The sequence below is a fragment of the bacterium genome (assembly GCA_041648665.1).
Taxonomy (GTDB): Bacteria; UBA10199; UBA10199; order 2-02-FULL-44-16; family JAAZCA01; genus JAFGMW01.
The window spans coordinates 131,548-154,004 of record JBAZOP010000002.1; the positions used below are offsets into that span (position 1 = coordinate 131,548).

Sequence of the window (22,457 nt, forward strand, 5' to 3'; positions counted from 1 at the left end):
CTCACCCCTTGGGCCGCGGCCCGTACTCGCGCACCACCGGCATCCGGCCCGGGCAGATCACGCGCACCCTGGCCCAGTTGCCCTCCCGCTCCAGCGGCACCACCCGGCAGCCCGGGTTGCGCTGCTCCGCGTGCTGGATGATGGCCGGCGTGCAAGCCCCGGCCAGCAGCGCGGCCAGCACCAATGCCGCGGCGCGGATCACAGCCCGAGTTCCTTCTCGGCGGCCGCCTGGGCCTTCTCCAGCGAGGAGAAGCGCCCGATCACCTGCGTCTGCCCGCGCACCCCCGGGACCGCCGTCTCGGCCCGGAACTTGTCGCGCGCCTCGTCGTCGTCCCACCACGTGATCCAGGCGACATCGGAGTACTTGCTGCTCAGGGTAGCCTTGTTGGCCTGCCTGGGATCATCCCCCTTTCCCCGGAGATCGGAGCGCCAGCTGTACTCCGCCTTCCGCTTGGCCGCGCGCTCGGCATCCATGCGATCCCGGGCCGCAGCGCTGGCCCCACCGCCCATACCACGGAACCGCGCCGCCTCGAACAGGTCGGCCATCCGTACCGTCGCCATGGTCCTACTCCTTCTTGCTCGCGCGCACACGTGTGCGCCTCAGTCATACGTGCTGTACGAGTGGTAGTCCAGCCCCGCGTCGGCCATGGCCCGCGCCAGCTCGTGGTAGGACCACCGGCGGATCTGCGCCTCGTGCTCCTGCACCCACGCATAGAAGTTGGCGATGGCCGTCCTCTTCGCCCCGTGCACGGGCGGGATGTGGTTGGTGGTGTCCTCCAGCCCCTTCGCCCGCTGGCGCACCGAGAAGTCCTTCGCCGAGGCTTCCAGCTCGAACGTGGGCGTAACGATCTTCACCTTGGCCCCAGGCGCCCCCGCTGGGGCCTCCACGTCCACCCCGCGAAGCCGCGTCTCCTCCACCGCCACAGCGTGCGCACCATAGGAGCCGCCCAGCTTCGTCGCCTCCTGCACCGCGTCCTTGGCCGCGCGTAGCGCCTGCGCGTAGGTGCGCGCCGTAGCGATGGCTCCCAGCGCCTTCTCCAAGAGGCTGGCCACGGGCAACGAGAAGTCCCAGTCGAGGTTGTACAGCGCGAACTCGTCCACCTGCTTCCCGCGCTTCCCCGCGTTCGTCAAGTCGGTCACGCGCAGGGCGCTCGTGTACCGGTGCAGGCGCAACCCCTCCCGCTCGACCGTCTTCCCCAGCGGGACACCCGCGTTGCCCAGCGGGCGCTTCTTGGCCGACGGGCCTCCCTGGGGTGGCTCCGCGCTGGCCGAGGAGATCGTGGAACGCGCGGGCTGCTCGTCCCCACCCTGTCCCCCGGGGATCACCTGGAGCTTGACCCCGGTGCGCGTCACCGCCTCCAACCGTTCCAAGAGCGCCCGCATGGTCCCCCCCATAGATTCTAGCATGTCCTTCATCGCGTCCTCCAGCGGCGAACACGTGTGCGCCGATCAATCTCAGCTAGTCCAGATCCTTGTCGTAGTCGATGGATCGCCCGTCGATCTCCGCCATGAGGCGGTACGCCAGCGTCAGCGGCCCCACGCTGCCACCTGGGTGCGCGTTGGACCAGAAGGGCACGCTGTCCCCGACCGGCGCCACGACAGATATGTTGATCTCGCCGCCGTTGTCCGTCAGCTCGTAGGACTTGCTGCCATAGCTCACGACAACGGATTTGCGCGCCTTGCTGACCCCGACAAGGCGCGCCCCCATGGCCCGCGCTACCGTTGCCCAGTCGTATTCGATCATGGGTCCGTGCTGCCCCGGACGATCCTTCTTCCCCTCGTGAAGTTGCTCCATCGAGCGCAAAAGATGATCCATTTTACTCTCCTCGAAATTCTCTCCGCTCACCACTTCCAGCGGAACCTCGGCATCAACCGGAATCGACTCGTGCTCGCCGCGCCGCTTGGGCGGGTACACCAACGTGCCAGACAGTTGCACCAACGTGGGATTGCCAAAGGTGCTCGACGAGACCCTGGTGGGCTTCTTCGCAATGCGCATCACCCACGTAACCTTCTCGCCGCGCACCACGACGCAGGTTCCCTGTTCCGCACGCCTCGGAAGAACCTTGCGCATCACCTTGAATTTATTATCCATCATCCGACCTTTCTTTCCGGGACAAACTGCGACCGGCGCTTCAGCAGCAGCTTCCAGCCCACCACGCTGGCGGTGTCCAGCACGTTGCCGGAGGACCCGGCGTTCACCACGTCCCACCACAGGCCGAACACGTAGGTCACGTCGCCCTCTTTGGGTACGCGCGCGGCGAACGACCGGCCGGCCACGGCGGCCTCCCAGTGCAGCACCGCCACGTACAGGGTGGCGTCGTACTCGACCTGCTTGCCCTCGGCCCGGGCGCTGGGCTGGCGCTGGTCCGCCTCCTGGTACTCGATGGCGCACTGGAACGTGAGCGGGGCCTCCCCCCCGGCCACGTCGGGCGAGAAGTTCCAGCTGGTGGGATGGTGCTGCGGCGTGCCCCGGGGGTCCATGCCGCCGTACAGCGGGTCGTTGTCCGGCTCGCCGTACAGCGGGTCCACGTGCTTGCCCCGGTTCAGGGAGTAGTACTCGCAGGTGGGGCCGACCAGCGCGATGCGCTCCGCCTCCAACTGCTTGAAGTACGCGATCTCCGTGGGGCAGCTGCCGTAGACTAGGGCCATGGGTTTACCGATCCTCGACCTTCGACACCTTGAACCGCTTGTCCTTCTTTAACTCGTCCACGCCGCCCGACCGCATGTCGATGAGGAGGGTGTCCCCCGATCCGCCCACGTTGCCGTAGCGCTCCGCCTCGGACCACGCCTCGTCCCGGGTCATCCCCACGGGCTCCACCGTGACCTGCACGGGGTAGAAGTCAGCCACCTTCACCGTGTCCGCCTTGCGCCCCTTCCGCAGCGCCTCGAAGTTGCGCTCCAGCTTCTTCGCCCAGGGGTAGGACGCGCCCCCGTAGCGCTTCGACCAGTTCTCGACGCCACGCGAGATAAGATCCTGGGCAATCCATCGCTCCATCTGCACCGGGCGCTTGTAGTCCGGCCCCTGCACGTACTCGATGCGATCCTTGCCCACCTTCGTCACGATGATGTGAGTCGGTGACGAGGAAGCACCAAGGAAGTACTCGGTGTTCGGTTGCAGCTCGATGGTGTTCTTTGGTTGCTCGATGCCACGGTCGCCGATCACCCCGCGCATCTCGTCCATGGCATTCCCCAGTTGCTCGCTCAAGTGTCGTAGCCGTCCCATGTGTGCCGATCCTTTCTACTTGCTTCCGACGGGAACACCCGCCTTTTTCAATGCTGCCAGGATATCGCTGGCCACCACCTTCGCATCCCCAGCCTTCACCGTGTCATAGGACTTGCGCAGGTGAAGACCACCGGCAGACCGCGCACCATAGACGTGAAACAGCGCCATGTGCTCGTCCCTGCTGTTCGAGGAACTGACCATGAGCGACGCCCGATCTGGCCCGCTGCCCTGCAACATGAAGCTGTCGCTTTCATCTTCCCCACGCGGAGCCCCCTTCATCGTACCAGCTCGATGCCCGTCGATATCGAACTTCCACCCGTCCAGTTGGCGCTCCAAGATCCCCTGGATCGCGGTCAGGAAGACGAACGACTTGCTGGCCTCGTTCTTCGGCTGCCTCCGTACCGCCTCTTCGATGCTGTCAAGAAGTGCACGCATTGTTCTTCCTCTACATCCCGTAGTTGGATGTGCGCTCATATGGTTATCGATCCCCCACCTGCACCGGCTGTCCGTCGCGGACGCGCACGGTGGTGCCTCCCATCTTCTTGATCTCGGCGTACGTGTCGCCGGTGTAGCGCCCCCGCGTGTATGGGTACTCCGTCTCCTTGCCACGGAAGCCCATCAGGCCATCGCGGCTGCCATACATGCTGCGCTGCCGCGCGATCAGCTCGTCGATCCCGTCCGGCGTGCGCCCCCGCGTGTGCACGTAGATCGCGCCCTTCGCCGGGACCTCCCCGAAGTAGCCCCGCACGAGCGACCACACGACGTACTCGATCCGGTCGCCGTCCTGCTTGTAGGTGATGTTCGGCGGCGCCGTCTGCACAGACCCGCTGACCGCCTCGCCCATGTTATAGGCGCGCTCATCATCCTTTGCTGCTTGGAACTCGCGGGCCGCCTGTTCGGCCGCCTTGCCCGCCAAGGTGGACCGGTCGTGGGGGTAGTAGAACACGCGGTCCCCCTTCTTGAAGGGCGTCCCCTGCGCATCCTTGCCCGCGTACTTTGCCGTGATCCAGTAGGGATCGCGCCCGCGACCAGAACGGCTCCCAAACCCCTCTTCCATCTCTCCAAGGATATCGCTCATGCTGCCCAGATCACTTGGCGCGTCCTCCTGCGTAGAGAGCACATCCACCGCCCCCATGCGATCACAGGCCGGGCAGCGCACGACAGGATTCCCATCCTCGTCCATGTCCGTGTCGCGCCCGATGCGCACCTGAAAATGGTGGCCACAGTCTGGCTCCATGCAGCGCACGCGAGCGCGGAAGGCACGCTTTGCCCGCTTCTGACTCTTGTCCTCATCCAATGCTATATCGGCCGCGGCCTGGTGCTGCGCCAGCGTCAGCGCCTCGGCGTCGTCCGTGGGGTAGCGGCCCTCCCGCATGCCATACAGGGCCTGGCACTCCCAGATGGTGCGCCAGTCCTCATGGTTGAACACGTCCTCGTGCTTCTTGCGGCCCGGCATGGGCGTCGTGCCCTCGCGGCTTTTCGCCTTGGCGAAGGTCTTGGTGAGGTAGCCCCCCTGCCCCTGCTTGCCGTCCCAGCACCGGATGTCCTTGCCCGCGCCCCGCGCCTCGCGCCCACAGGGCCGCTTGGTGCCCGCGAAGTGCAGCTTGGCGCCCTTCTTGGTGGCCTTCAGGCGCCGCTGGCGGCCATCGGACCACGACCCGCCATCGCTGAGCCCCTCGCGGCTGGTGAACACGCCGCGCGTGTCGTGGTAGGGGTTGAAGTCCACGCCCCGCTCCGCGCGCGGCTCCGCGCTGCCCCGGGGGGACGGCTTCCGGGGCTTCCGCTTGGCCAGCGCTGCGGCCGGCCGCTTGGCCAGCGCCTTGGCCCGCTCGTCCAGCACCACGCCCACGTCCTCGGCCAGCGCCTCGAACGCCTCCTCGTCCTCGGGCTCCAGCTGGTCGTAGTAGGCCAGCATGGCCATCTGGATCACGTCCGGCTTCAGGACCAGCACCAATGGCGTGAAGTGCACGCTGTACTGGTGCGCCTGGTCGTCCATGACCAGCGCCACCTCGCCCGGCACCACCAGCCCCGTCTCCAGCACGAAGTCGTACAGATCCTGGGCGTCCAGGGGGTTGTCGAAGGCGAACACCAACTCCGCGTCGGACTGCTTGCCCTGCCACGGGCGCAGGTCCCGGCGGTCCTGCATGCGCACCTGCGGCACGTGCTCGATGCTGCCGATCTCGCCGTCCTCCTGGATGGCCCGCTGGGCCGCCGCCCGCATGCGATCGGCCCGCACCTCAGCGGCATCGGTGAACCCCAGCAGCCGCCGCTCCTCCGGCGTCGCGATCTCCTCCAGCAGCTTGGCCCCCTCGCGCAGCTCCCCGAGATGCTCCAACATTTCGTCCCGCTCCTATCCCGTCAGAAACCCGACGGGCATCTGGATCTGGCGGATCTTCTCCGTCAGCTCCTGCTCCTTGGCCTCGGCATTGGCGTACATGCCGTCGCCATCCATGCCGAACGACCCGGTGGCCGACGGCTTGTCGCTGTACTTGGTGCGGATCATGGCCAGGATCTTCATGGCCTGCACCAGGGCGTACTCCCGGAACAGCCACGTCTCCGTATTGCTGAGGCGCCGCATGTCAACCTCGGTGGACAGGTAGACGACGCCCACGCGCTGGCCCCCGTCGGGGGGCGGCGCCAGGAGGAGCAGGCGCCGGGCCCGGTCCCACTCCCAGTCCAGGTCGGAGCTGACCACGCGCTTGCCCAGCTCGCGGTACTGCATCAGCTGCACGATGGTGGAGTAGCCGCCGTAGCCCGTGTAGACCCAGGTGTAGGGGTTGACCTCCACGTCGGCCCAGGAGAACAGCCGCGTCAGGTCGTCGCTCACCGGGTAGGTGACGTCCACCACGCAGTCGATGTCGCTGGCGATGTCCGCTTCCGCGATCTCGCTCGTGCCCGTGGTGGTCAGGAACACCATCTTGGGCTGGCCCACCCAGGCCCGCCAGAAATCCTTCGCCGTCAGAATGGCCACGTCCAGCTGCTCGTCCGTCAGCTCCACGCAGATCACCCCGTCGCCCAAGCGACGCTTGATCCACACCCGCAGCTCGGTATCGGTCAGGGCAGGCTGCATCTAGTTGCCCCACAGGCTCCGCTTGAGCGCCTTCAGCACGATGCCACACTCCCACTCGATGTCCTGCACGAGATCCTGCGCATCCTGTGCCTCCACGGGGCCACGCCCGAACGCTTCCGTCATCGCCCGGATGGCCGCCTCTACCTTGGCGAGACGCTCGCGTGGGAACGGTTCGCTGCGCCGACGATCGCGTTCCGTGCTGTCAATGGGAGGCGGCTTCTTCGCCTCCAGCAGCTCCAGCAGCTCCCGCATCGTTTCCATGCTACCTCTACTTCTCCGCCGCCGTCTTCTTCCAGTCCCGCGCGGGCTTGCCGGTCAGGATCTTGTAGATGGCGTTCTGGGAGCGCTGCACCAGGCTGTGCAGCTGGGCCTCGCTCACGTTGGAGCGCCGCAGCGCGCTCATCAGCGCCTGGCCCGCCTGGGCCAGCACGTAGTTCATCTGGTCGCCGTCCAGCCGCTGCACGGTGACCACGGCCTTCTTGATGTCGTCGGGCAGCGCGTTCACGTCCACGCTGCTCGTGTCGTCGGCCACGGCCGCCTGCTCATCCGGCGTGGGCTCCTCAGCCGGCGCCTCCGCCCCCGCGTCCACGGGCTCCGCGGTGTTGCCCGCCGCCTCCGCGTCGTCCCCCTGCTCGCCCAGCGCCCGGAGCCGCGCGCGCACGCGCACGTCCGGGTGCGCGTCCACCAGCAGGTCCGGCGCCTCCTCGGGCAGCTCGGGATCCTCCGGCAGGAACAGGTAGAAGTCGCCGTGGTAGAAGTGGGAGACCGTGCCCTCCTCGCGCAGCGTCACGCCGAACGGCGTGGCCGCGCACACCTCCCCGCGCGCCACCCGCGCGCCCATGCGCGTGCACACCTCCACCACCTCGCCGATGCCCAGGGTGCCGTGGGGCACCGCTGCGTCCAGCCTCCGCTGCGCCTCCGCCAGCATCTCCCTACCTCCGCCCGCGGCGCTTCTCCGCCTTGGGCTCCCGGGCAGCAGACGGCGCTGGCTCCGGCTCCGGTTCCGGCTCTGGATCGGGATCCGGCTCGGGCGGCAGCACCACCGCGCGCGGCGGCGGCTCGGGTGGGGCCTCCTCCCGCACCACCTCCACCACCGCCGGCACGGGCAGGGGCTGGATCATCTGCGGCGCCGCCGGGGGCGCGGGGGGCGGCCCGGGGGGCGCCGGGGCCTCCCCCTCCTCCCGGATGCGGATCAGCACGCCCTCCGCCACCCAGTCCCCGAAGTCCAGGTCCGACTCCACGGCCACGCCCCGCTCGAACACCACCGTCTCCGCGCAACGCAGCGGGTCCTGCCCCTCGCGCGGGATCTCCCGGATCCCGTCGATGGGCAGCCGCGTGTAGCCGCGCGCCAGCATGTACTTGGTCATTTGGGCTGCTCCTTGCAGCGGGCGCCCTCCATGGCACCCGCGATTCGACAGCCCCCACTCTACCCGGATTGCACAGATAGGTCAAAGGGTCAGACGAGAACGGGAGCCTCCGCGCTTGGATTCGCCTTCCAGCACGCCGCCATGATCTCCTCGCGGCGCCGCTCCTGCGCATCGATCATGGACCGGAAGGCGTCCTCCTCGCGCATGCGCCCTTCCCCGCCCGCCGCCTTGCCTACCATCCATTGGCCCATGTCGTCGAACCGCGCATTGCGCCGCAGCATCCCGCTCCCCGTCTGCCCATGCCAGAAGCGGTATGGCGCCGCGTACCGGAAAATACCCCGCCGATCATCGCGCGCGAAGTATGCTTCCTCCGGATCGTAGCTGCAATCGCCCAGCAGGAAGAACGCCCCCCACACGAACGACACAGCCGGCCGCAGGCAGATGTCCCGCACCATCGTGTCGAAGAAGCGCGCCATGCCCCACTCGTCCAGGGCGGCCCGGGTCGTCCGCCGGATCTCGCCCAGGTACGCCTCATCCAGGGCGAACCTCAACCCGTCCATCCACGCCGTCCACGCCTCGTCCAGCGCCGGCACCCACGGCAGGTCCAAGTCCGGGTGGTACTGCCGACACCACGCCTCGTGCCGCTCGCGCAGCCGCGCGTCCCGCGCAGCCCAGTCCAGCCGGTACACCGGGCGCCCCTCCAGGCGCCCCGCCCCCGCCTCCCCGTCCCGCACCAATTCAGGAAACAATAGAGATCCGCGCATCGTCTTGAACATGGTGGCCTCCACCGTGGTTGTAGCTGCGGGCCCGTCCCGCAGCGATCCAGATCGTGTTAGGGGATACCACGCTACGCGCGGTTTGTCGATTTAAAAAGGGGCCCCCGGGGTGCTTGGCTCCGCCTCCACATTCCCGGCTGGCCCCACGCTGGATCGGCGTGCCCGCGGCGTCATGCGCTCATCGTCGAACGCGGGCCTCAAGGGCCTCTACTCCCGACAGAAGGAGTGCGATCAACTTAGCGGGCACGCCCATCCAACGCTCATGATTCTACCGCTTCGCGGGATGTTTGTCAACAGAAAAATGCGCCCCCGCGCGTCGGCGAACACGTGTGCGCTGGGTCATGGCTCCTCCTCTCCCGCCGCCTTCTTAGCGTGGCACCCCCGGAAGTGGTTGCAGTTCGCGCACACGACGCTTCCCGGGAACCCGAGTGGTACGAAGTGGTCGCAGATGGGACTCTCACCCACCGAGTAGGCGCATAATGGATCGCAGACCGCGTCCTGCGCTGTGGGCCAGCCCATGGAAGAGGAGGCATTCACCGCCTCCTGCGTCCCTGGAAGATCGGGCGCGTCCGGAACATCCTTCACCGGCGGTAAACCCAGCGCGGCGTGGTCCAAGGCCTCCATGCTCACCGGGCCGACCGCGTCCTCCAACGGGCCGCCCTTGTAACTCGCAGACTGGTGGTACAACACCAACGCGCCCGTCTCGTCCACCTCCAAGGTGATGAGGTGGTGGTAGCCGTCCGGCGCCGGGTACCGCACCGCCACGCGATTGCCGCGCCAGAATCCCTCGATCTCGATCACGTGCCCGTCCCCGCTCCAGTCGATGCGCATCTAGCCCCCCTGCTTCGCGCGCCCCGCGGCATTGCGCCGCACCTGGTCGAGCACGTCGCAAAGCGCCACGCCCCTGGCACGCCCCGCGATCCGCCACAGCGTGCCGATCCCCACGGGCGCATCCGCATCATCCGGGGACATCCTCATCCGGTCCTCCAGCGCCCGCAGGATGTCGGCGGCCGCCCGGATGCCGTTGTCCGCATAGCGGTTCGGCCACCGACTGGACGACTTCTTCACCCCCTGCATGAACGCCAGCGCCCACACCATCTGCTCCATGGCCGCGGGCAACTTGATCGCAGGATCATCACCCTCCGAGGCTGCCGCCGGCGGCCCGGCATCCACTGGCGCCCCCTCCTCGGCCGTCGGATCCGCGGCCAGCATCGCCTCTTCCGCCTCCAGCGCGGCCACCCCCGCCCGCAGGCACGCCCGGCAGAAGTGCTCGTTCGACAGGAGCGGGAACACTATCACCGCCTCCGCCTCTTGCCCGCAGGCGTCGCAGGTGTAGCGCGGCAGGCCGCCGCCAAGTGCGGCCCCGCGTGCATCAGCAGCTCCCCCGGCACCCGCACCTCGTACCCCGCCACCGTCCCCGTCATCCGCGCGTAGTTCTCTTCCATGACCGTCCTCCTGCGTTACGCGGCTCCCGCCGCGCAGCCTCCCGTCAACCCCGCTACAGTACCACGCCCCTCCGCATTTGTCAACAGTAGAAAGGAAAAAAGCGCACACGTGTGCGCCGCCCCGATCAGCCGTCCGCGCCCACCACCTCCCCGGGGGGAGCCGCCTCCCGCCGGAACACCGCGTAGAGCTGGCCGCCATCGGCTGTGGTACCCGCGTCCTCCAGGTGGTAGTCCGCGCCCGCCTCCAGCACCCGCTCGATCTCCCAGCGCCGGAACAACCCGGGGACCCGCATGAACTCGTCCTCGTCGTCGTCCTCCTCCTCCTCTGGATCCAGATCGGGCTCCCCTCCCTCCCCTGGCCGGGCCTGCGGCAACGGCCCCGCCCTCCCATCCACCAACCGCAGGAGGGCGACGATCGCCGGGTGCGGCCGCACCCCCGGGGCCGCCTTCAGCTTCGCAATGATCGCCGCTAGCGTAGACTCGCCGCGCTCCTCCTGCCACCACACCTGTTCGAGCCCCGCGGCGACCTGCCGGACCGTCGCGTCGTCGGTGCCCCGCACGGCGAACACGCCGCCCAGAACCAGCACCACCTCCTCGAACAACTCCGCGCGCGCATCCCTCTTCCCGTCATCCCGTCGCATCTTCCGCTCCTCTCGTTGTGGGCCTGCTCGGCCGTTCGAAGGGGAAACGCGGGTTCGGCACGCAACCTGGGACAACAGCACCTTCTTTTTTCGCACCACACAATCCGCTCGCGTTTGTCAACAGCAAAAAACCAGCCCCCATTCGCAGCATTGGTGCCTCCCACGGGCGCCCTCGCCAACGTTTTTGGAGCGGAGCGCACCAAGGGGGGTGCTGGGGTCGTGGGGGGGGATTGGTGCGTGGGGATGGCACGGGTCACCGCAGGGTGTAGGCGGCGAAGGGGCAGCGGCGTGCGGTGTCTGGTATCAGGGTGGCTGGGACGTCCTCCAGGAACATCCATCCTTGGTCTGTGGTGGCCTGGGGGAAGTTGGCGACGCGGATGGCGTCGCACTGCTTCGAGTAGGCGACGATGAGGGCGCGGTGGTAGCCGGTTCGCTTGTGCCAGACGTCCATGGTGAGGGGCAGGTTGGGGTGGTGCGCGAGATTTCGCAGGTCGGTCCAGTGGGTGAAGGCCGGGTGGGGGGCGCGGCGGATCTGGAGATCTCGCTCTGCGCGGACGACCTGGATGGCGGCTCCGTCGCGTGCGTGGATGAGGTCCACCAGGCGCTCGTACTCGGGGTCGCCCAGGTGGCAGTGGATGCAGCCGGTCAGGACGTAGTAGGCGTTCAGGGCGGCGACCAGTTGGCACTCGCTGTAGAGCTGGCGGTTGATGAGGTGGCGCCACTTCATGGGGCGCCGGCGTCCGGGGTGGCGGCGCAGGGGGGGCACGGGGGGCAGGCCTGTGCCTGGGCGCGGCGCTCGGCGCTCTCCAGGCAGCGCACGAACATGCGCTCGGCGCGGGGGGCCTCCTCGCTGGACCAGGGCACGACGCGGTCCACGGCCAGGCCGCAGGCGTAGCCTGGGTCGGTGATCTGGGGGGCGAAGTTGTCACAGGCCGCGCTGGCAAGACAAGCCAGCATGGCGATCAGCAAGGGGCGCATGCGTTCCTCCTTGGCGCTAGGCCCCACAGGTGGGGCACTTCTTGATGAGGGCGCTGAAGGAGATGGGGGCATCGACAACGGGTAGCAAGGGTGCGTCCTCCCCGCAGCCCTCCCGTATCATCGGCTCGACCTGCAAGCACCCATCCGTCCTCACGCTGATGCGGATGGCGTGCTCGCCGTCGTCTCCCACGACGGTCAGCGGTTCCTCGGGTTCGAGGGCGCTCACCGTCATCTCGCCGGCGTAGTTCCACTGTGGCATGTGATCCTCCTTGGTGCGGGCGCCCCCGGGGGGCGCACACGTGTTCGCTTGGGGGGCTCCTTCCGGCCCCCACCATGGCACAAGCGGATCGCGTTTGTCAACGAGAATCAGATGTGATCAACGCCGGGGGAAAACCGAGCGTATGGAATGCCAGCGGTGGCCAGCAGCTTCAGTCCATCCTGGTCGCGGTATGCCTCGCCGTACCAGACGCGCTGCACGCCCCCCAGGTTGATCAGCCGCTTGGCGCACATCGGGCAGGGCATGTGCGTGACGAAGACGATCTTCTTCTCGTAGCGCGGCGCGTCGCAGTTGATGACCGCGTTCTCCTCAGAATGCAGGCAACCACAGACGCCAGACTCGTCACGATCGCAGGTGTTGGGCAGGCCGCTGGCGTTGCCGTTGTAGCCCACGGCCAGCACCTTGCGGAAGTCGGTGGAGGTGATCACGGTGCCCACCTGCAGCCGCCGACAGGTCGAGCGCCGCGCGATCTCCCGGGCCAGGGCCATGTAGACCGCCTCGAAGGAGGGGCGCGCGTCGGGATCTGGCGAGCGATAGGTGCCCACGCTTACCCCCAGCGCCACCACGGTGCCCTCCCGCAGCCGGGTGCCCGCGCTGTCGTACACGGGCGCGATGCCCACCTCCATGTGCACCTCCGCGTCCCCGCGGTCGACCTCCGCCGAGATCTCGGCGCCATAGCGCGCCAGCAGGGCCTCCAGGTCGGCCCGGAATTGCACCTCGATGGGCTGTTGCACGGTCATGGGGTCCACCTCCTGGGCGGCGTCGCGCCCGGCAACGAGAGCTGGTCCTGCACGGGCGCGGGGGCGCGCTCGGGCTGGGGCGCGGCCACGGGGCGGCCCCGAGGGGGCAGGGGGGCAGCAGCGGGGCCGGGGGGCGCCGCTGCCGCCACCGGGGGGGGCACCGTGGGGCGGGCCGTCGGCGGGGGCACGCTGGCCCCTGCGGGGCGCCACAGGCCCGCGGCCTCGTAGGCCATCTCCAGGAAGCTCCAGATCTGTGCCTGGGCCGGCGCGTAGCCGAACTTGGCCTGCCGCGAACGCGTGCGGCGCTCGAACTCGCCCTGGGTCGCCTGCTGGCCCGGGGTCATCGTCGTCATGCCGCCCCCGTGGGCAGCAGCCCCTCGGCCGCGACCAGCCGTGCGTAGGCCTCCCGGGCATGGTCGGGACCCCGCGTATCCATGCAGCGCACGATCCCTATGGAGAGGACCCCTATCTCCATGGGGCACCCTCGGCACTCCCACCCGCGACAGGGTAACGCGAACTGCTTGTGCAGGAATGGATTCCGCACCGGCTTCAGCGGGTGGGCCCGGGCCGCGATCAGCAGGGCCAGCTTGCCCCGGGCGCCGTAGGCCGAGACCAGCGCCGCCCGATCCTCGTCGCCCAGGCGCGCCAGCTTCGCCCAGGTCCAGGGCTGGGGATCATCCAGGTTCAGCGTCATCGGGGATCCTCCTCCGGCAGGTAGCCGAGCTTGGCCGTCATCGCGACGTAGACCGGAAGGGCTCGGTTTTCACAACCGAAAATATTGCGGATCATCGAATTGTGCATATACAATCGATGAGCAGACATCGGGCATCTTGCGCATGGCCAACAACACGGGATGGCCGTAAACGGCGCTCCGTGCATCATCCAAGCCGCCATGATTGCCGCCTTCCCCCTGTAGCCGTAGTTGCTGACGAACTGCTTCAGTTTCTCATCGCGCAGCTTCGCGATCTGCTTCCAGGTCCAGGGCTTTGTGTCGGTCAGGTCGATCGTGGGCATCGGGCACCTCCTCCGCGCACACGTGTTCGCATCCACGGCCTGCATTTTACCGCTCTCCGTGCGCTTTGTCAACGATGACCGCCTCCGCGTGCGCCGCCAGCTCCGCCGCCTGCGCGTCCAGCTCCGCCTCGTACCGCGCCGCGCAGGCCGGGCAGATGCCGTCGGTCACCTCGACCACGCGGCGGTCCAGGGGCGCCACGGGCATCCCCCAGGTGGTCCCCGACCGGACCCGGCCACACCAGGCGCAGCGGTGGATCATCAAGTACCTCCTGCTAAGCAGGCGGTTTGTGAGTGAACCATGCAGAACACGGCTCCCCACGATAGGCTGCTTGACACACAGCCCATCCGCTCCGGTCGTGCCGAAGCGGTACGGAAGGCGGCAAGTCCAAATGCCATAGAGGTCTTGGAGACCGTTGGCAGCTTGATCGCCTTCATGTCACAATACCAAATCCATTCGCCAAAATCAACCTTACTGGCGATTCCCCTGTCGGCCAAACCCGACAGTCCACTCACCTTCATGGCGCCCCCCGGGTGGCCGTCCAGACCGTCGGGCACCAGATCGGGTCGGTGACGACGGCCTTGGTTCTCTCGCGCCACGCCTTGAACGCGGCCAGCACCGGCTCGTGCCGGCACCCCGCACAAGCCTCCCGGCCGCAGAACGCCGACGTGCAGCAGCTCGGGTACACCCGCGTGCGATCCTCCCGCGGCAGCGAACACGTGTGCGCGGTCATGCTCAGTCCTCCTCTCACGAGCACACCGCAGCATCCAGCGGCGCATCCGACGCGTCGGTGTAGAGACACACAGTCGCACCAGCCATCGACCACATGATCGCGGCGTGGATCGGCGCGGCAGACGATATCATCTCGGCAATCAGCGGGAGATCTTCGGACGCCGCCGCGAAATCTGCCGTGGCGAACGATCGGTGTTTGCCTGGTTCATCAGGAAAACGCGTCCATTCCGGCTCGCCGCACAACTCGGTCAATTTGGATAGAAGTTCGTCGCGTGTCATGCTCCCCCCGTGATCCGGCGGGCCAGCGCACGCAGGCGCGCCGCCTGCTCAGTCGCAGGCCGCATCCCGATCTCGTCGTTGCGGTCCGCGACGATCGCCAGCGCGAACCGGATGTCCTCGATCTCGTCGTCCGTCAGGGTGATCTCATGCGTGTCCATCTCACTCCTCCTCTCGCTGCGTCCTCAGCAGCACCGAGCCGTCAAGTGGGACTCACCCCGCGGGGGAAGAGGGGCCCCGGCTCCCGGGGTGCCTCGACGACTCGGGGCCGGTGAGGACCGGCCCGGAACCTAGCAGCCGCACACCCAGTCCAGGTCGCCAGCCGGGCCGTGCTCGCCGCAGCGAGGGCACACCACGGACAGCGCCGCGCGGAACTCGTCAGCGATCCGCTCCCGCGCGACCGCCTCGTACTCGGTCCGCTCGGGGATGAACGCGACACCAGGCCCCTCCGTTACGTCGGCCTCCCACTCCTCGTGCGCCCACGTGCGGATCGATTCGGCCAGTTCGCCGACCAGCTCGTCCACGCTCGCGACCTCGAACGGCCCGCAGTCCCCGAACCTCTCGTCGTTGTTGTACAGCAGCATTTTCCCTCTCTCCTTCTGCGGCGTCCCTGCCGCGTTGCCATGCTCACACAATAACCGCTTGGGTTGCGTTTGTCAACCACCCTGGCGTCCCCCCTGGTCGATTGTTTCTAACTACCCGGAATCGCGGGCCTTTTTCTGCACCCGAGCGCGGTACGCTGCGGCATCTGCGACGCTACAGCACGCCCGGCAGGCGCCGGACAGGCCATCCCGGGCCCGGGCCCGCCGGGCAAACGCGGCCAGGGGCAGCACGGCGCCGCACCGGCAGCACTGCTTCCGGCCCTCCGCGGCGTACGGGTTCTCCTTGCGCAGGGCCAGCTTGGGCTTGCTGCCCCCGATGTGCCCCCCCAGGGCCTCGCACACGTACACGCCCCCGTTCCGGGCCAGGTTGCGCGCGTACGTCCGCGGCAGCACCACGTGGTCCACCCCGCAGTAGGGACAGAACACCGTCACCGAGGCCGCCTGCTCCTTGGCGTAGTGCCGGTCCCGGATGGCCTTCCGCTGCGCCTTGGCCCGGTCCTCGTAGGTATGATCGTCTTGCTGGGTGGCCAAATATCGATGGGCCCACGCTATGACCCGAGCATCCTTTCCGAGAGCGCTATCACGCTCCGTCCACACCCGCAGAGGCACACCTCGCGCGATCGCGTAGGCAGTTGAATCCGCCAGCTGATCCTTGACGTCCGGCTCATCCAATCGCGAGAACGGCTTGACCTCCCAGATCTCCTCGTGGCCATCCGAAAAAGTCACCAGGAGATCTGGGTTGCGCCAGCGACCGTCCGCTGCCTGGAACGTCTCGCAACGCCGCACCGCGGCCACGAGCGGATCCTGGTCCAACTCGAACAGGCAACGCAGCTCGTAGGATGATCCGAAATAAACCGCGCCGCCTCCCTTGGCAGTGGGAAACACCCCACGCACATGAGCGTGCCTGTACACGCCATCCGCGTGCATCTGAGCAGTGGACGCCGACCGACGTGCTCGACGCTGGTCCCGCACCTCTGTGTTCAGGCAGTAGATCCAGCACACCTTCCCAGCGTCGTACACCCTCGTCAACCCGCGCTCCTGCGCCCACTCCCACTCCGTGAGGTCCGCCGGACACCCCGTGTGGCTCTTGCGCTGGCTCTGCTTCGAGACACGGCGGCCGTCCCGCACGTAGAAATAGTCGGGCCGGTAGGTCTTGTGCCGCGCGAACCCAATCCGCTCATACACGGCACCGGGCGTAAGGCGGTTGTCGCTGTAGCTCACGATATCGTCGTACTGGCGCTCCCGAGCCCAGGCCACCGCAGCCGAGAACAGCCGGGACGCGCCGCCCACCACCTGCACCCCGGGCGCGAAGCACAGCCGATCCAGCACGATCCAGTTCTGCGAGATCTGTCGCGGGTGGCGCCCAAGGGACAACACGCCAACCAGATCCTCCCCATGGAACAGGCCGAACCGCACCAGGGCCAGCCGGTTGCTACCCTGCACATGACAGCGATCCAGGAATGGGGTGGCTTGCGCCCGTGGAATCTCCCGCACCGCGCAAGCCCGAGCCCCTACCCGTCTCTCGAACAGGCCAGCGCGGGCCTGCACAAAGGCTTCACACTGCGGCCTCCGACGCTCCCATTCATCTGAGAACAGAAACACCTGATCGGGCTCCCCAGCTAACCCATGTGCCAGTCTCGACAGCACCGATGCATCCCCAAGGTCAATCACCGCCACCATGATTTTTCCCACCTTGAATTCCATGCCGGAATGGTAACCAAACAATGAAACAAAAGCAAGGGGGGAGATAGCGCGGCCCTGTTTGGGGCCGCACCAATGGAAATGTAGAGGGGGAAGCGTGGCTTACGCCACGAAAGAGGCTAGACCGTGGTCACGGTGGGCAGGCCGGCGCAGGTGATGACGCCGTAGTACTCCGGCCGTAGCATGCGACTCGCGTAACGGGTCCTCACGCCTTTGCGCACGCGGAAGTCGGCCGGGTCGAGGAAGGACGGGGTGATCTGGAGCGGCACGTAGGGGGCGTAGACGTAGCCGGCGTCCAGGTAGCTGTTGCCCTTGAGGCCGACCAGGACCTTGTTGGCGGCCATGTAGGGGTCCTGGTAGACGGCGTAGCGCCTGAGCAGGGTGCCGACGCGGGCGATGCCGAAGTCCGAGGTCAGCGGCCCGTAGGACGGCGACTGGACGTTCTGCTCGATGCTGGCGAAGTCGCCGTGGGTCGAGAGCTGGTCCAGCAGGGCGCCGACGCCCGGGGGCACGACGATGAAGTTGGCCGGCGACCGACCGCTGGCCCGGTGGATCTCCGCGCCCACCGCGCTGATCTTGGTGATCAGGTTGCGGATGGTCTCGATCTCGCCCGCGGTGCCCGCCGTGTAGGCGTAGGTGTAGGTCGCGGCGAACCGCGCGCCCGTCACCAGGGCGTCCACGATCTCGCGGTCGACCTCCAGCAGCACCTCGTTGGCGAACGTGCTGACCAGCTCGGTCTCCGCGTCGATGCCGTGCAGCGCCCGCATGTCATCCGCCGCCTCCACCGACCAGTGCGCCTTGAGCTTGCGGCTCTCGGCCTTCACCGTGTACAGGGCGATGTCCAGCCCGATGGACGGGACCTCGGCGCCGTTGGTGGACCCCACCTGCTCCCAGTTCACGTAGTACTGGAGGTAGATGACCGTGTTGTTCTGGAAGATCGACGCGACGCCGGTCTCGTCGAACGCGGAGATGGACCACGCGCCGGTGCCCACGACCAGCGTGCCCACCGTGGTGCCGTACTGGTCCACCAGGTTGTTGGTGACGCCGGTCGGGTCCAGCGTGGCCACGATGTCCAGCCAGCCCGTGGTGGCGTTGTCGCGCGTGCGGTAGTAGGCCACCACCGAGAAGGTGCGCTGGGCGTCCACGCCCGGGGCCCGCATGGGCGACCAGGCCGGCAGCCGACAGTTGGCCGACACGTTGGTGAGCGGGCCCGCGCCGCCGCCCGTCTGCGTGCAGACCACGTCGTAGTCCACGTACTCCGAGGAGTAGTAGCGCGCGAAGTTCTCGTTGATGTTGTCGCCCGCACCCAGCTGGCCACCGTAGTTCTGGTTGTACGGCTGGTTGGTGATGCCCAGCTGCGGGATCTTGGTGCCCTTGCGGTCGTCGTACTTCTTCTCGTAGTAGAAAATTCCACCCACGGGAGAAGTCATAGGTTGAACGGATACCAATTGATTTGCGATGAGGTTGGGGAACACCCGGCGCAGCACCGGGAACGCGTACTTGGTGAACGCGCCCGCGTTGGTGCTCAGGGTGTCCTCCTGCAGCTCCTTCACGTGCCCCATCTGGTTCTCCAGCAGCATCGCCGTGCACCGGCGGATGTAGCGGTGGTTGATGGGGTCCTGCGGCGAGCGGGGCGACAGCATCTTGGCCCAGCGCTGCTCGCAGGCCGCGCTGTAGCTCTCGTCGAAGATGGTGCCCTTGCCCTTGTTGCCCTGTTCGAGGATCTCTCGTGCTTCGGTCATGACTCTCTCTCCTTTTGTGGTTAGTCGGTCAGGCCGGCCAGCCGCTGCATCTCCTCGTAGGAGTTGCCGAAGGGATCCTTGTCCCCTCGGGTGCTGCTAGACCCGCGCCGTCCCTCGGACAGTTCCCGCTGGTCGCCGTGGCCGCGCTGCAGCCGCCGGCGCATCTCCCGCAGGTCCTCGTCCAACATGTCCGTCCGTCCGTACCGCGTCACGACCGCATCAACCTCGGCCTTGGAGGAGACGTCCTCCATCAGGCCCAACACCTCTCTACCGTTCGCCAATTGTGCTACCTTCGCCGCCTTGTAGGCGTCCAGGGCCTCGGCCCGCAGAGCGTCCACCCGGGCTTCAAACCGGGTGCGCTCCTCGGCCAAGGTCTGCTCCGCCTGCTCGGCCTGGGCCTGCGCCTCCTCCAGGGAGGACAGCATGCCACGGCTCAACTCAGCTGCCTTGCCCAACCGCGCGTCCAACGATGCTACCTTTTCCTGCAGGGACGACATCTCGCCCCGCAGCGTCGTGTTCTCTTCCAGGAGCCGCTGCTCTGCCGCCGACGGCCCCGGCGCCGGTAGCCGCTCATGCAGGAGCGCCAGCCGCTGCTCGACGTCCTGCTCCGACGTGAACTGCACGCCCTCCAGCAGGGCGCGGGCGGCCTCCGCCGTCTCCCCCTGCCCCAGCTGCCGCTCCACCAGCAGCTGCAGCCGAACCTGCTGCGCCTCGGCCACCGCCGCGTCCCGCGCCGCCTCGGCCTCGGTGCGCGCCAGCGTCTCGGCCTTCATGGCATCCCGCACCGCCCGCTCGTCGGGCTGGGTACGATAAGCGCCCACCATCTCCGCGATCTGCGCCAGGGTGGCCCGGGCCGCGCCCACCGATGGGTCGGCCGCGTACTCCTCGCGCAGCTGCTGCCCCAGGTCCTCCCGCGCCTCCAGCAGCGCCGCCGCCAGGCGTTCCTCGAACGCCTCCGTCATCTCCGTGCGAACACGTGTGCGCTCGGCCTCCACCGCCGCGTCCACGCCGGCCACGACCTTCTCCTTGGCCTTGGCCACGGCGTCCGCCGCCGCCTGCTCCTGGAGCTGCTGCGCCACCTCGGGGAACTCCGCCAGGAACTGCTCGGCCAGCGTGGCCGGATCCGCCTCCTCCACCGACTCCATGGTGATGGTGGGCACGGCCGTGCGCACCGCCGGGTCCGCCACGAAGTCGTAGGTCCGCAGCACGAAGTCGTCCTGGACCTCCTCGCCCTCCACCTTGCCAGACGAAGGGCGCGTGCTGCCGAAGCCCCGGCTGGACACCGGCACCGGGATCCGCGCCTCCACCAGCGCCCGCAGGTCGCGGCCCGTCGTGGTGTTCAGTATCTCCGCCTCGCCCATCACCCGCCCGTCCGCCTCCAGCCACAGATCCGTGATCACGTGGCTCACCAGGGACAGCGAAGATTTCCCGCTCTGCGGATGGTCGAGCTGTCCGAGCACGCGCCGGTTCTCCAGGTCTTCCTTCAGCCGCTTGATCTCCCGCTCCATCAGCTTGGTGCTGTAGATTCGGCCGTTCAACGTCGGCGTATCGCAGCGCCCGAACTCTCCGCGCGCCACCAGCTTGCCGGACCCAGGGGCGCCACGTGCCTCGGTCAACTCGAACACCGATGGCGCCGTGGTCTCGATCAGCAACTGCTTCGACATGGCTTCTTCCTCGCTCATTGGTGCGGGCCCCGTCGGCTCACCACTGCTTCCACCGCTTGAATTGGAGGCCGGTGCGGGCGATGGGATTTCGATCTGTCTTGCGCTTGGCAGCGGACGAGACGCGGCGCCCCGTTTTGTTGCCATCAGGCCGGACAGCTTGCTGTGCCCCATCGAGCCCACTCAGCTCCCGCCTCCCGGACGGATACGCCGTCCTGCGCTTGCGCCCCTCGTCAGCGAGGGGCCCTACCGGTTTCCCGGGACTCCGTCCAGCCGGTCCAGCGAGCGGGTGATCAGAGCCACCACCGGCCGCAGCTCGGCCAGGAAGGCGTCCGGAGCCATCACGGCCTCGTCCAGCCGCCCCGCCTCGTAGGAGGACGCCAGCGGCGCGACCGCCTCGTTGAACACCTCGGTCACGGCCACGTCGTCGAACTCCTGCGCCAGCAGGTCGATGACGTTGTCCACGTGCTCCAGGATCTCGTTGCGCACGTCCTGCGGCTTCTCCACGCTCTCGGAAAGCAGGTTCTCCAGCTCCACCGCGAACTCGGAGGTCTGGCCCTTGGGATGGCGCCGCCCAGCCAGCCGCTCCGACTTGGCGACGGATTTCCGCCCCTTCCCCATGGCCCACCGACCGGATGTTCTGGTGATACGCGCCAACTTGCCCGACCCACCAACCGCCTGTGCGGAGCGAATACATGGGCTCTTGGGATCCTTCGGGTCCTTCTTCCGATAACCCTTTTTGCAGACGTAACTGGCCTGCATCGACATGGATCCAGCCTTGTAGCGCCTGGTGCGCTTCCCCATCGCCTCGCCCATCAGCCGCTCCGCCACCGCCGTGGCGCGCTCGCGAACGCCAGGGATGTTGGACGGGATCCGCTTGGCCTTGAGGTTCTCGATCAGCTGGCCAACCTGCTCCTCGGACAGCGCGTCGAAGGGCAGCGCCTCGATGCGGTCGAAGAGGGCGGGCGTGACGAACGGCCCGTCGATCGGGTCGTGCACGGACTCGTCGTACTCCTCGTCATCGTCCTCTTCCTCTTCCTCGTCCGGGTCGGGCTCGTCCTCGGGCGGGGCCCCCTGCTCCGTCATGGAGAGGGGCGTGCCCAGGGCCAGCTTGGCCATCCGGTCCTCGGTCAGGTCGCCCAGGCCGAGCGCCTTCAGGTCCTCGTTCAGCGTGTTCTCTGGAATCCTCGGTTTCATGTGCTCGCCTCCGCGCCTTTCTGGGCCCGCCCTACCAAGTAGGCGGCCACAATCTTCATGACCCTTGCTCGCCCGGCCCACTGATCGTGGGCCTCCGCCATGCGCTCGATATCCTCCGTGGTCCACAACTGATCAACCTTGGCGAGCACCCCATACAGGGTCTGCGCTTCAACGAGCAACGACTCACGGATGGCACCATTGGTTCTGTCTTCATCATCGTCACGCCCACCATCAAACACCAAATCACGAATCTCGTCAACAATCCCCCCGCACACGCCAGCGAGGAGACCAACAGACTCACGCAACTCCCCATCGAACTCGGGCAACCGGGAACGCGGCAGCTTGGCGTAGGCCGTATGGGGCACCGCAGCCTCCAGCTCGCGGATGCTACCCCACATCTTGGTGCGGATGCGCTCCTGGTTCGCCTCGTATAGCGCCCACCAGTGCTGATCGTCCGTCGCATCCATCGCCGCTTCTGCCAACCGCAGCGCTGCACCCAGCGTGTACGGCTCGCCCGGCCGCAGCAATCCTGCCACCGCGCGCACACGTGTGCGCTCCGGCGCCGTGCCCTGCATCATGCCCGCCACCAGCGCGCGCAGCTCCTCCCGCACCAACCCGGGCAGTTGCGCCTCCTCGAAGACCGGGATGGCGCTGGGCCGCACGTCCACCTGATCACCGTGCGCGTGCGCCTCGTGCAGCGCGCCGTCCGGCGTCTGAAACAGGCACCGAGGCAACATGGTCTTGGGATCGACCTGCGTGGCGATCACATCCACGCCCACGCCGACCGCCGCCCGGATGGACGCCTCCGCGCGCTCCAGCATCTCCTCTAGGCTGCCCACCGTCCACTGCGCCAGGTCCTCCGCGCGCACAAAGCGCCCCCCGCGCGACTTCTTCTTGCCGACGGGGACGCCGATCGGCCCCTCACCCTTCCCCGTAGCGAGCCCGCGCCCCGCCCCACCGGACCGCCGCTTCTTCCCGGGATCGGCACACGTCTCGATCATGGTCTCCGCCATGGGA

Annotated in this window: 34 protein-coding genes; 1 reads left to right on the forward strand and 33 read right to left on the reverse strand. The window is 67.8% G+C overall.

Annotation, left to right across the window (positions count from 1 at the left end; translation table 11 throughout):
• Position 1 precedes the first annotated feature (1 nt).
• The 21 genes from WC683_01910 to WC683_02010 all read right to left on the reverse strand — a co-directional run bounded on the left by WC683_01910 (position 2) and on the right by WC683_02010 (position 12,517).
• Complete coding sequence (locus tag WC683_01910) at positions 2–202, reverse strand: hypothetical protein (GenBank protein ID MFA4971338.1); 201 nt, start codon at positions 200–202, stop codon at positions 2–4.
• Positions 199–561 (reverse strand): hypothetical protein, encoded by a 363-nt coding sequence (locus WC683_01915; GenBank protein MFA4971339.1) that lies wholly within the window; start codon positions 559–561, stop codon positions 199–201. The genes WC683_01910 and WC683_01915 overlap by 4 nt, the downstream gene beginning before the upstream one ends.
• A 39-nt stretch (positions 562–600) precedes the next feature.
• The gene (locus tag WC683_01920; protein MFA4971340.1) at positions 601–1,416 is read right to left on the reverse strand and encodes a hypothetical protein; all 816 of its coding nucleotides are present in this window, start codon (positions 1,414–1,416) and stop codon (positions 601–603) included.
• Between the two features lie 43 nt (positions 1,417–1,459).
• On the reverse strand, positions 1,460–2,092 hold the full coding sequence (locus tag WC683_01925) for a hypothetical protein (protein ID MFA4971341.1): 633 nt from the start codon (positions 2,090–2,092) through the stop codon (positions 1,460–1,462).
• The gene (locus WC683_01930; GenBank protein MFA4971342.1) at positions 2,092–2,649 is read right to left on the reverse strand and encodes a hypothetical protein; all 558 of its coding nucleotides are present in this window, start codon (positions 2,647–2,649) and stop codon (positions 2,092–2,094) included. The genes WC683_01925 and WC683_01930 overlap by 1 nt, the downstream gene beginning before the upstream one ends.
• A 4-nt stretch (positions 2,650–2,653) precedes the next feature.
• Complete coding sequence (locus WC683_01935) at positions 2,654–3,223, reverse strand: hypothetical protein (GenBank protein ID MFA4971343.1); 570 nt, start codon at positions 3,221–3,223, stop codon at positions 2,654–2,656.
• A gap of 15 nt (positions 3,224–3,238) precedes the next feature.
• Positions 3,239–3,658: a hypothetical protein gene (locus tag WC683_01940; protein ID MFA4971344.1), complete on the reverse strand. Its 420-nt coding sequence runs from the start codon at positions 3,656–3,658 to the stop codon at positions 3,239–3,241.
• 43 nt (positions 3,659–3,701) lie between these two features.
• Positions 3,702–5,561: a hypothetical protein gene (locus tag WC683_01945; GenBank protein ID MFA4971345.1), complete on the reverse strand. Its 1,860-nt coding sequence runs from the start codon at positions 5,559–5,561 to the stop codon at positions 3,702–3,704.
• A 12-nt stretch (positions 5,562–5,573) separates the two neighbouring features.
• On the reverse strand, positions 5,574–6,260 hold the full coding sequence (locus WC683_01950) for a hypothetical protein (GenBank protein ID MFA4971346.1): 687 nt from the start codon (positions 6,258–6,260) through the stop codon (positions 5,574–5,576).
• A 33-nt stretch (positions 6,261–6,293) separates the two neighbouring features.
• Positions 6,294–6,554 (reverse strand): hypothetical protein, encoded by a 261-nt coding sequence (locus tag WC683_01955; GenBank protein ID MFA4971347.1) that lies wholly within the window; start codon positions 6,552–6,554, stop codon positions 6,294–6,296.
• 7 nt (positions 6,555–6,561) lie between these two features.
• Entirely contained in the window at positions 6,562–7,221 is a 660-nt protein-coding gene (locus tag WC683_01960) for a hypothetical protein (GenBank protein ID MFA4971348.1), read from the reverse strand.
• 4 nt (positions 7,222–7,225) lie between these two features.
• Positions 7,226–7,660: a hypothetical protein gene (locus WC683_01965; GenBank protein ID MFA4971349.1), complete on the reverse strand. Its 435-nt coding sequence runs from the start codon at positions 7,658–7,660 to the stop codon at positions 7,226–7,228.
• An 89-nt stretch (positions 7,661–7,749) separates the two neighbouring features.
• On the reverse strand, positions 7,750–8,436 hold the full coding sequence (locus WC683_01970; GenBank protein ID MFA4971350.1) for a hypothetical protein: 687 nt from the start codon (positions 8,434–8,436) through the stop codon (positions 7,750–7,752).
• 339 nt (positions 8,437–8,775) lie between these two features.
• Positions 8,776–9,267, reverse strand: a complete 492-nt coding sequence (locus tag WC683_01975) for a hypothetical protein (GenBank protein ID MFA4971351.1) — start codon at positions 9,265–9,267, stop codon at positions 8,776–8,778.
• Positions 9,268–9,735, reverse strand: a complete 468-nt coding sequence (locus tag WC683_01980; protein MFA4971352.1) for a hypothetical protein — start codon at positions 9,733–9,735, stop codon at positions 9,268–9,270.
• On the reverse strand, positions 9,732–9,881 hold the full coding sequence (locus tag WC683_01985) for a hypothetical protein (GenBank protein MFA4971353.1): 150 nt from the start codon (positions 9,879–9,881) through the stop codon (positions 9,732–9,734). Before WC683_01985 ends, WC683_01980 begins: the two co-directional genes overlap by 4 nt.
• A 125-nt stretch (positions 9,882–10,006) precedes the next feature.
• Entirely contained in the window at positions 10,007–10,522 is a 516-nt protein-coding gene (locus WC683_01990) for a hypothetical protein (protein ID MFA4971354.1), read from the reverse strand.
• Positions 10,523–10,775: 253 nt separating this feature from the next.
• Positions 10,776–11,249 (reverse strand): hypothetical protein, encoded by a 474-nt coding sequence (locus WC683_01995; GenBank protein ID MFA4971355.1) that lies wholly within the window; start codon positions 11,247–11,249, stop codon positions 10,776–10,778.
• Positions 11,246–11,572: a hypothetical protein gene (locus WC683_02000; protein MFA4971356.1), complete on the reverse strand. Its 327-nt coding sequence runs from the start codon at positions 11,570–11,572 to the stop codon at positions 11,246–11,248. Before WC683_02000 ends, WC683_01995 begins: the two co-directional genes overlap by 4 nt.
• Positions 11,517–11,759, reverse strand: a complete 243-nt coding sequence (locus tag WC683_02005) for a hypothetical protein (protein MFA4971357.1) — start codon at positions 11,757–11,759, stop codon at positions 11,517–11,519. The genes WC683_02000 and WC683_02005 overlap by 56 nt, the downstream gene beginning before the upstream one ends.
• Before the next feature lie 107 nt (positions 11,760–11,866).
• Positions 11,867–12,517, reverse strand: a complete 651-nt coding sequence (locus WC683_02010; protein ID MFA4971358.1) for a deaminase — start codon at positions 12,515–12,517, stop codon at positions 11,867–11,869.
• Between WC683_02010 and WC683_02015 the strand changes: the two genes are divergently transcribed.
• Positions 12,506–12,745, forward strand: a complete 240-nt coding sequence (locus WC683_02015; GenBank protein MFA4971359.1) for a hypothetical protein — start codon at positions 12,506–12,508, stop codon at positions 12,743–12,745. The two genes, WC683_02010 and WC683_02015, sit on opposite strands and share 12 nt — an antisense overlap.
• Before the next feature lie 121 nt (positions 12,746–12,866).
• Here the strand turns inward: WC683_02015 and WC683_02020 are convergent, their stop codons facing one another.
• The 12 genes from WC683_02020 to WC683_02075 form a co-directional block, all read right to left on the reverse strand.
• Entirely contained in the window at positions 12,867–13,211 is a 345-nt protein-coding gene (locus WC683_02020) for a hypothetical protein (protein MFA4971360.1), read from the reverse strand.
• The gene (locus WC683_02025) at positions 13,208–13,531 is read right to left on the reverse strand and encodes a hypothetical protein (protein MFA4971361.1); all 324 of its coding nucleotides are present in this window, start codon (positions 13,529–13,531) and stop codon (positions 13,208–13,210) included. Before WC683_02025 ends, WC683_02020 begins: the two co-directional genes overlap by 4 nt.
• A 46-nt stretch (positions 13,532–13,577) precedes the next feature.
• The gene (locus WC683_02030; protein ID MFA4971362.1) at positions 13,578–13,790 is read right to left on the reverse strand and encodes a hypothetical protein; all 213 of its coding nucleotides are present in this window, start codon (positions 13,788–13,790) and stop codon (positions 13,578–13,580) included.
• Positions 13,791–14,046: 256 nt separating this feature from the next.
• On the reverse strand, positions 14,047–14,280 hold the full coding sequence (locus WC683_02035) for a hypothetical protein (GenBank protein ID MFA4971363.1): 234 nt from the start codon (positions 14,278–14,280) through the stop codon (positions 14,047–14,049).
• Entirely contained in the window at positions 14,277–14,540 is a 264-nt protein-coding gene (locus tag WC683_02040; protein MFA4971364.1) for a hypothetical protein, read from the reverse strand. The genes WC683_02035 and WC683_02040 overlap by 4 nt, the downstream gene beginning before the upstream one ends.
• The gene (locus WC683_02045; GenBank protein ID MFA4971365.1) at positions 14,537–14,698 is read right to left on the reverse strand and encodes a hypothetical protein; all 162 of its coding nucleotides are present in this window, start codon (positions 14,696–14,698) and stop codon (positions 14,537–14,539) included. The genes WC683_02040 and WC683_02045 overlap by 4 nt, the downstream gene beginning before the upstream one ends.
• Positions 14,699–14,827: 129 nt before the next feature.
• A complete protein-coding gene (locus tag WC683_02050; GenBank protein ID MFA4971366.1) occupies positions 14,828–15,121 on the reverse strand; it encodes a hypothetical protein in 294 nt (97 codons plus the stop codon).
• A gap of 111 nt (positions 15,122–15,232) precedes the next feature.
• Complete coding sequence (locus tag WC683_02055; protein ID MFA4971367.1) at positions 15,233–16,843, reverse strand: GNAT family N-acetyltransferase; 1,611 nt, start codon at positions 16,841–16,843, stop codon at positions 15,233–15,235.
• A gap of 116 nt (positions 16,844–16,959) precedes the next feature.
• Entirely contained in the window at positions 16,960–18,582 is a 1,623-nt protein-coding gene (locus WC683_02060; protein MFA4971368.1) for a hypothetical protein, read from the reverse strand.
• 20 nt (positions 18,583–18,602) lie between these two features.
• Entirely contained in the window at positions 18,603–20,264 is a 1,662-nt protein-coding gene (locus WC683_02065; GenBank protein ID MFA4971369.1) for a hypothetical protein, read from the reverse strand.
• 225 nt (positions 20,265–20,489) lie between these two features.
• Positions 20,490–21,440, reverse strand: a complete 951-nt coding sequence (locus WC683_02070) for a hypothetical protein (protein MFA4971370.1) — start codon at positions 21,438–21,440, stop codon at positions 20,490–20,492.
• Positions 21,437–22,453, reverse strand: coding sequence for a hypothetical protein (locus tag WC683_02075; protein MFA4971371.1), 1,017 nt, complete (start codon positions 22,451–22,453; stop codon positions 21,437–21,439). The genes WC683_02070 and WC683_02075 overlap by 4 nt, the downstream gene beginning before the upstream one ends.
• Between the last annotated feature and the right edge of the window lie 4 nt (positions 22,454–22,457).